Origin of the sequence: Vibrio sp. V12_P9A6T4 (genome assembly GCF_963874835.1) — a bacterium.
In the GTDB taxonomy this organism is placed as follows: Bacteria; Pseudomonadota; Gammaproteobacteria; order Enterobacterales; family Vibrionaceae; genus Vibrio; species Vibrio anguillarum.
In genome coordinates this window covers 1-7,707 of the sequence record NZ_CAWNJO010000106.1, presented here as the reverse complement: position 1 = coordinate 7,707, position 7,707 = coordinate 1, and the positions used below count along the sequence as shown (strand labels likewise).

The window sequence follows — 7,707 nt, the reverse complement described above, 5'->3', positions numbered from 1 at the left end:
GTATAAAAAAGCGTCCACTAATGAGTGAATGCTCTTATGCAATGGAAATAGTTAGGTTGAGAATTAATTCGTTTTATCTGCAGATTTTTCTGCTCTAATTTGGGATGCAACGATTTTTATGGCTTCTGCGGTACTGATACCTTGAGCCATTAGTTGTTGAATTTTTTCAACAGCTGCTTGCTGTTCTTGGTGAGATAAAGTAGGAATATCATCAAACATTTAAAAAGGCTCCGGTTGATTAGGAGCCTGACTATAAAGATCGAGTTAATAACTAGCAAGGAAATTTATGTAAGCTCCCATCGCATTATCGTTTGTATAGCTAGCTCCAATGTCCAGTTGGAAGAGATTGAGAGGTGAGATCCCTACCCCTGCTGTGATTGTTCCATCAACATTATCGTATGCTAAGTTCTTCTTATATCCTGCTCTTAATTTTAACTGACGCATGATATCGATTTCACCACCTACTCGAATCATCTGTGTATTGTCATTAAAATTAGTGTAGCGCTCTTCTTCATTAAGATCATAATCCATGCTTAATGTGGCATAGTCTGCAACAATACCTACGCCTACTGTATAAAGTGGCCTCATTTGGTATGCGTAGCCAATATTGATGTCTCGTGTTTTACCGAATTGGCTCTTAAGACTCTTAGTGTAAGATTGAGTTTGAATGTCTCTCTTGACTAAATTGGTTGCGGAAAATCCAACTCTTAAAGGCCCATAAAACCACAATGCGCCGGCATCAAGGTTGAACATGGTTTCACCTTGGCCATTATCTCGTGCATCTTTGATATCGTAATCGGTTACGCTTGCTGAATATACATAGGTGTAGATGCGTTGAAGTTTAGGTGTTACACCAAAGGCAATATGTTGGCCTAAAAATGTTTGGTACTTGGCTAGCGAGAAACCCACTTCTGTTACTCCAACGGAAACAGCGTTCACTGCGCTGAGCTCTGCGTTTTCGACAGTTTGTAGCTCAGGAGTTAGTGACGCAGTATTTTCGCCGCTGTAAATATCAGGAGTGACAAACGTTTCGGTATAGGCTTTGGCGAATAAATTAGCCGCTATAAATTGGTTAGGAATGGCAAAGGCGACAACACCGCCAATTTCGGCTTTTAGTTTATCATTTTGTAAATTATCTAAACTTTTCTGCAGCTGTTCAGTATTTGTGTAATCTTTTTTTTCTATGAAGCTTGAAATGCTGTCTAAATCATCGACCATGTGGTCTTCATCATTATAAGAAATCCCGAAACTGGGAACGATCATACCTACGTCATCGTTACGACGATAAATAGCCACAAGTGCAGGGTTATAAAATGGAGCTGTGAGAAAGTTCGCAGATACAACCCCTACACCACCCATCGCATCCCCTCGCGCCTCTATTGCATAATTGGCTGCGAAGCTGAAAGAGGGTGTAAGTACGACTGCAAGTGGGAGTATTTTAATGAAATTTTTCATAATGTTATAAACGTGTCGTTTCCTTTGTGTCTATAACGGCACATTGTCTATTATCTTTAATTATTCATCTACTGAAACATCGTAGGTTTTACTGATTACTTGAGATTGCTCAATGATAATCGGCCCTTGCCAACGTTGTTGAGTCATTGATACCGCTAGTACATAACGGTCTGCAGCTAAATTAGTGATTTCAAGTTCATTAGGATACTCAGACTCGTAGCGTTGACTCCATATTTCAGAGTATTTTCCATCGATATAATCATACAGCGATACATTGAGTTCAGGTAAAGGACAATATGGATTAAGTAGCGCTTTTTTTTCAATTTGCCATTGATCTTTTGAAGCCCAACGTACAATTTGCTTTGCTTTGGGTTCACCAAGCACAATCCATGCGCTCCAAGATTGCTGATCTTTGGCTGTTATATCAAGACGGTATAAACCCATTGTAATTTTACTATTGAGATTATAACGCTTTAAGTAATGTGCCTTTCCAGTGACGCTGTCACTCGAAGTGGTCGTTAACAAGCTATCGGTTGATAAACTTTTATCAACCCACTGCGCCAGCCTGATATCAGCAAGTGGTTTTTCAGCGTCCACTTCTATATCAACATGAAATGCATCTCTTCCTGGGCTCTGGATCTCTTGCCTATTAATGGTGATTGATTTAAGCCATTCAGGGAGTGGTTTTTTGTCTAAACTTTTACCGCAATCAACGGTTAATGATTGTAATAATAATTCATTGAGATGGCTCTGAATGTTTTTGTTATGTTCAAGCTGCCACACTTCGACAAGTGAGTTAAACATTGCTTCTAAATTATTATTTAAAAGATTCTGATGCGCTTGGGTAAGCGGTGTGATTTGATCAAACCACTCAACATTTTGTGCTTTGGTAGGAATAGTCACAAATGCTATGCCTACCAATAGTAAACGAGATTTCTGCATCACGCTTTCATCTTGTATCCAACACCGCGTAAGGTTTCAATCTCTAAGCCTGGAAGTTTTTGGCGCAATTGCAACACGTGGGTATCTACGGTTCTTGTCGTTGGAAAGTGGTTATAACCCCATACATGATCAAGCAATTCGTCACGCGTAAACACTCTCCCGAGATTGCTTGCTAAAAATAAGAGTAAGTCAAATTCAGTACGCGTTAAGGTAATTGAATCTTCTTTAAAAAAAACTTCTCTTGTGGCTTTATCAATAACAAGATTGGGTGTAACCACTTTCGTGTCATCCTGCCCTTCTGATTCTGGTGAACGAAGTTGGGCTCGAATTCGTGCAAATAATTCAGCCTCGGCAAAAGGCTTGGTTAAGTAATCATTTGCCCCCGCGTCCAATCCGGCCACTTTGTCTTTGACCGTAACAAGTGCGGTTAAAAGAATTACTGGCAACTCTTTTATTTTACGCCATTCTGGCAAATGCTGAACAGAATCGCCATCGGGTAATTGGCGATCGAGGATGACTAAGTCTGCACTGTCCCAATGCTGTTTAACATCTGCAATAGTTTCTGCATGTAAACAGTCATACCCTGCTTGTTCAAGGCTTACTAATAAGCCATCGGCAAGGTTTTTATCATCTTCAACGAGAAGCAATGTCTGTTTCACAGGGGATCTCCAATATAAATGTGGTTGGCGGTCCTGCGAGTGTCATCTTACCACCCATCCGACCTACCATTGATTCTACAATAGTCAAACCTAAACCTAAGCCACTTTTGCTGACAAAAGGTTTACGTAAATTTCTCCAATCTCGATGATTTAACAGACCTTGATCTGTAACTTTGATCGTGATTGAATTTTGTTTAGTTGTTACCTCTAACGTAACTGGAGCAACACCGTATTTTACTGCGTTTCTAATTAAGTTATCGATGCATGTCCCAAGCCAATAAACATTCAGTTTAGCTGCAATATCTTTGTTTATAACAAGATCTATGCTTTCACGAAACTCTTCTTCCACTTTGTATTGTAACCATTCTTCAACGGAAGGTACCCAGTCTGTTGCAAGCGGCCTGCTCTCTGACTGTAAATAATCCTTACTGGCTTCGGCCAGTTGCCGTAAACGTCTGGAATCTTCGCATAGGCGTCTAAACTCATCGTAAACAGTTGATGGTAACCTTTCAAATTCGCGCCTAAATCCTTCAACGGTTAGCGATAGACTTGCAATGGGTGTTCTGAGCTCGTGAGTAAGAATCTGCAGCACCAACATACGACTTTTCATTTCCTGTCGTTTTGAATTCCAACGATAAAGGGACCAGCCTAATACAAGTATTATGTTAGCTAGGACAAGAATTACCATACTTATCCGTAACACGTTGGAATGATCTTCAACATTCCAACAAATGTTGCCTCTTTGAATAAAACAGGTCGAATTTTCCGAGGCCATGCTATAGCTGAGTCCTGCTTTACTCGCGTTGTCTAACCATACGTCTTCGTTAAAAACGTAATAAATATCCCCTTTTCTCAGCCAAAGATCGCTGTTCTCTACAAACATGGTTGCACCTGATATGAGTGCTAAGATCGTATCTTCATTCATGTTTTGGATGCGGCCAAGCAAAGAATCCACACTTGCTTTGGTGCGCTCTCGTATGTGCATATATTGTTGCAACTCTACAAATTTCTCAGGGTATTTTTTCACATAACGAGCCGCATATGTTCCACCTCCTGGGTGAATCAAAGCGCTTCTCGCAAACCATTTCGACGGTAATTGAGATCCTTTACAGATAGCTCTCGTGAAGACTAATGGCTCTGTTATGAGTGGGCTCAGCGGCAACTTACCTGTACAGCTTTGAGATAATTTGTATAACAACTGTAGATCTTTTAAAGGGTATTCAGCCGTTTGCGGTAACATTGATTCGGGAGTCAATAAGCGAGTTGGATAATCAACCTGCAAAGTACGGATATCATAACTTACATCAGCGGTACTATAATCAAAAAGCGACGCAAAAAGGTCGATGCGTTCTGGCAACGAATCGGCATAGGTTTGAATAGGTATTAGAACTAAAATAGCCCAAAAGTAGGTCTTAATCGCTTTAAACAAGTTTTATTTTCATTAATGGTTTAGATTAAAAACTATATAACATTATTAACTAATAATACATTGCACGTGTTATATCCATGTCAATAATGATTGCTCAAAAACAGAAGAAGCCAGCATTTTGCTGGCTTCTTCATTATCCTAATCGTAGATGCTATAACGCTTTTGAGATGGCGTCTACACTCTCTTTTGCATCACCAAAAAGCATATAGGTATTATCTTTAAAGAAAAGAGGGTTTTGTACACCTGCGTAGCCAGTATTCATTGAACGCTTGAATACAATGACATTTTGCGCTTTCCATACTTCCAACACTGGCATTCCGGCGATCGGACTGTTCGGATCTTCTAATGCTGCTGGGTTTACTGTGTCATTTGCACCGATCACCAAAACCGTATCCGTTTCAGTAAAATCATCGTTTATTTCGTCCATTTCTAACACAATGTCATAAGGCACTTTTGCTTCAGCAAGCAGTACGTTCATATGGCCAGGCAAACGTCCCGCTACTGGATGAATACCAAAGCGAACTTTAATGCCTTGTGCACGTAACTTCTCCGTGATTTCGTGAACAGGATACTGTGCTTGAGCTACTGCCATGCCGTACCCTGGAGTGATGATCACTGACTTAGAGTTTTTCAGCATTTCGGCTACTTCTTCAGCGTTTATTTCACGGTGTTCACCGTATTCAACGTCTGCGCTGATAGCCACATCCTGACCAAAGCCCCCGGCAATCACACTAACAAAAGAGCGGTTCATCGCTTTACACATAATGTAAGAAAGAATGGCACCTGAAGAACCAACCAGTGCTCCGGTTACGATCAGCAAATCATTCGCTAACATAAAGCCAGCCGCTGCCGCTGCCCAACCTGAATAGGAGTTAAGCATCGATACCACAACGGGCATGTCTGCACCACCAATCGAAGCCACCAAATGGTAGCCAAACGCGAACGCTATCAGAGTCATAATAATCAATGCAAACATGCTGCCACCATTATTAACGAAGTAAATCATTAATACTGTGGAGACAACAATGGCCGCGAGGTTGAGCTTATGCTTATGAGGGAGATTGAGCGACGACGACGAAATGATTCCACGCAGTTTACCAAAGGCGACGATAGATCCTGTAAAGGTGACGGCACCAATAAATACCCCAATGAACACTTCAACCAAATGAATCACGTGTTCAGCGTGATCGAGTACAATTGGCGCATCGATATAGCTGTTATAACCCACTAATACCGCAGCCATGCCCACAAAACTGTGGAGAATAGCCACAAGTTCGGGCATTTCGGTCATTTCTACTTTTTTAGCATAATGAATACCGATACCGCCCCCAATTACCATCGCCAGCAATACCCAAGCTAAGCCCTGCGCATCTGGACGAAAAATAGTGGCGATGAGTGCGATAGCCATACCCGCTATACCATAGTAGTTACCAGCTCTTGCTGATTCCTGCTTTGATAATCCAGCAAGGCTCATGATGAAGAAGATAGCAGCAATAATATATGCGGCTTGTACTAATCCTGCAGACATATATTACTCCCTTAGTCTTTACGGAACATTTCAAGCATACGTTTGGTGACTGTAAAACCACCAAAGATGTTAATGCTTGCAATTAAAACAGCGATAAACGCGAGGAAAGTGACCACACCACTCCCTTGACCTATCTGCAATAAAGCTCCGACCACAATAATGCCGGAAATTGCATTGGTAACGGACATCAAAGGAGTATGTAAAGCATGAGTAACATTCCAAACGACGTAGTAACCCACAACACACGCTAAAACAAAAACGGTGAAATGGCTTAAGAAAGCCGCAGGTGCGACCGATGCGATCCAAGCAAAAGCGCCAACGGCAGCAACTAAGCCAGTAATTTTTTTCGTCGCAGAAACGGGTTCTTGTTTTTTGGGTTCAGGTCTAGTTGGTGCGGTCTTGACTTGCGGTTGAACAGAGACTTGGATCGGTGGTGCTGGCCACGTTATTTCGCCTTCTTTCACGACCGTCACACCACGTAAAACAACGTCTTCAAAGTCAATATTGATGGACCCATCTTTTTCCTTGCATAACAATTTCAGCAAGTTAACGATGTTTGTTGAATATAATTGAGAGGATTGTGTTGGTAAGCGGCCAACCATATCAGTATAACCGACCACTTTCACACCATTGGCGGTTGTAATCACCTGATCGGCAACCGTGTATTCACAGTTCCCCCCGTTGGCTGCCGCAAGATCGACGATCACGCTACCAGCGCTCATACTGTCGACCATCTCTTTGGTGATCAGCTTAGGGGCTGGACGTCCAGGGATCAAAGCCGTCGTGATAATGATGTCGACATCTTTAGCTTGCGCTGCATACAGTTCAGCGGCCTTTTTATTAAAGTCGTCAGACATCTCTTTGGCGTAACCATCGCCTGAACCAGCCGTTTCTTGGAAATCGACTTCCAAAAACTCTGCACCCATTGATTGAACTTGTTCTTTTACTTCTGGGCGAACATCAAAAGCTCGTACAATTGCCCCCAAACTTCCTGCGGCACCGATAGCAGCGAGGCCAGCAACGCCAGCTCCAGCAACCAGTACTTTTGCCGGCGGGACTTTGCCCGCTGCGGTAATTTGCCCTGTAAAGAAGCGGCCAAATTCATGTGCAGCTTCAACAACAGCGCGGTAGCCAGCAATGTTAGCCATTGATGACAAAGCGTCTAAAGCTTGTGCTCTGGATATTCTCGGCACTGAGTCCATCGCCAGCACGTTGATTTTTTTACTTGATAACTGTTCCATCAATTCTGGGTTTTGTGCAGGCCAGATAAAACTGATTAGGCTTGCCCCTTCTTTGATCAAAGCAACCTCATCAATCGATTGTTTTTCATCAACAATCGGCGCATTGACCTTCAAGATAATGTCTGAATTCCAAACATCTTGTGTCGAAACAATCGTGGCACCAGCCGCCTCAAAAGCCGCATCATCAAAACTGGCTAAAACCCCAGCTTGAGTTTCAATGGAGACGTCGAAGCCTAGTTTGATTAATTGCGCTACCGAACTCGGTGAAGCTGCAACCCGTGTTTCACCCGTAAGGGTCTCTTTTGGTACACCAATTTGCATAGTTATTCCTTGACTATTGGCACAATGATTATTCTGTTTTTATCTAACCACCAGCATAACTGCAAGCAGTTTGTAATAAAAATACAAAATGCTATTACATATAAGGTTAAGTAATGAGTGATTGTCATAGGT

At 42.0% G+C, this 7,707-nt stretch carries 7 protein-coding genes; all 7 read right to left on the bottom strand.

The annotated features are described in order from the left end of the window. Positions 1-63 precede the first annotated feature (63 nt). The 7 genes from AACQ42_RS16075 to AACQ42_RS16045 all read right to left on the bottom strand — a co-directional run bounded on the left by AACQ42_RS16075 (position 64) and on the right by AACQ42_RS16045 (position 7,575). On the bottom strand, positions 64-219 hold the full coding sequence (locus tag AACQ42_RS16075) for a YoaH family protein (RefSeq protein WP_094151569.1): 156 nt from the start codon (positions 217-219) through the stop codon (positions 64-66). 45 nt (positions 220-264) lie between these two features. Next, positions 265-1,455 carry a conjugal transfer protein TraF gene (locus tag AACQ42_RS16070; RefSeq protein WP_094165854.1) on the bottom strand — a complete coding sequence of 397 codons (1,191 nt, stop codon included), beginning with the start codon at positions 1,453-1,455 and terminating at the stop codon, positions 265-267. A gap of 60 nt (positions 1,456-1,515) precedes the next feature. After that, positions 1,516-2,400, bottom strand: coding sequence for a DUF2861 family protein (locus tag AACQ42_RS16065; RefSeq protein WP_017042833.1), 885 nt, complete (start codon positions 2,398-2,400; stop codon positions 1,516-1,518). Continuing rightward, entirely contained in the window at positions 2,397-3,056 is a 660-nt protein-coding gene (gene vxrB, locus AACQ42_RS16060) for a response regulator transcription factor VxrB (RefSeq protein ID WP_013867797.1), read from the bottom strand. The genes AACQ42_RS16065 and vxrB overlap by 4 nt, the downstream gene beginning before the upstream one ends. After that, entirely contained in the window at positions 3,031-4,485 is a 1,455-nt protein-coding gene (gene vxrA / locus AACQ42_RS16055; protein WP_064626163.1) for a sensor histidine kinase VxrA, read from the bottom strand. The genes vxrB and vxrA overlap by 26 nt, the downstream gene beginning before the upstream one ends. Before the next feature lie 151 nt (positions 4,486-4,636). Then, on the bottom strand, positions 4,637-6,013 hold the full coding sequence (gene pntB / locus AACQ42_RS16050) for a Re/Si-specific NAD(P)(+) transhydrogenase subunit beta (RefSeq protein WP_094165853.1): 1,377 nt from the start codon (positions 6,011-6,013) through the stop codon (positions 4,637-4,639). A gap of 11 nt (positions 6,014-6,024) precedes the next feature. Continuing rightward, complete coding sequence (locus AACQ42_RS16045; RefSeq protein WP_094165852.1) at positions 6,025-7,575, bottom strand: Re/Si-specific NAD(P)(+) transhydrogenase subunit alpha; 1,551 nt, start codon at positions 7,573-7,575, stop codon at positions 6,025-6,027. Positions 7,576-7,707 lie beyond the last annotated feature (132 nt).

Bases quoted from the DNA above. Each gene is read 5' to 3' on its own strand.
- AACQ42_RS16075 (WP_094151569.1), bottom strand. From the start codon at position 219: ATGTTTGATGATATTCCTACTTTATCTCACCAAGAACAGCAAGCAGCT.
- AACQ42_RS16070 (WP_094165854.1), bottom strand. From the start codon at position 1,455: ATGAAAAATTTCATTAAAATACTCCCACTTGCAGTCGTACTTACACCC.
- pntB (WP_094165853.1), bottom strand. From the start codon at position 6,013: ATGTCTGCAGGATTAGTACAAGCCGCATATATTATTGCTGCTATCTTC.
- AACQ42_RS16045 (WP_094165852.1), bottom strand. From the start codon at position 7,575: ATGCAAATTGGTGTACCAAAAGAGACCCTTACGGGTGAAACACGGGTT.